Here is a 230-nt window from a genome sequence, read left to right as displayed (position 1 = left end):
GATGATGCTGGATGGGCTGCCGCCTTCGCGAGCAAGCTCGCTCCCACAGGGGACGGTGATGTTGGGTGGATGCGGGCATGGCGCAGACCTTTGTGGGAGCGAGCCTGCTCGCGAAGGCGGTGGTTCAGCTTGCAGAGATGTTGAATGTGCTGCCGCCTTCGCGAGCAGGCTCGCTCCCACAGGGGACGGTGATGTGGGGTGGTTGCGGGCATGGCGCAGAACTTATGTGG

Origin of the sequence: Pseudomonas brassicacearum subsp. neoaurantiaca (assembly GCF_013608025.1) — a bacterium.
Classification (GTDB): domain Bacteria; phylum Pseudomonadota; class Gammaproteobacteria; order Pseudomonadales; family Pseudomonadaceae; genus Aquipseudomonas.
The sequence above is the reverse complement of the archived record's forward strand: the minus strand, read 5'-3'. Positions refer to the sequence as shown.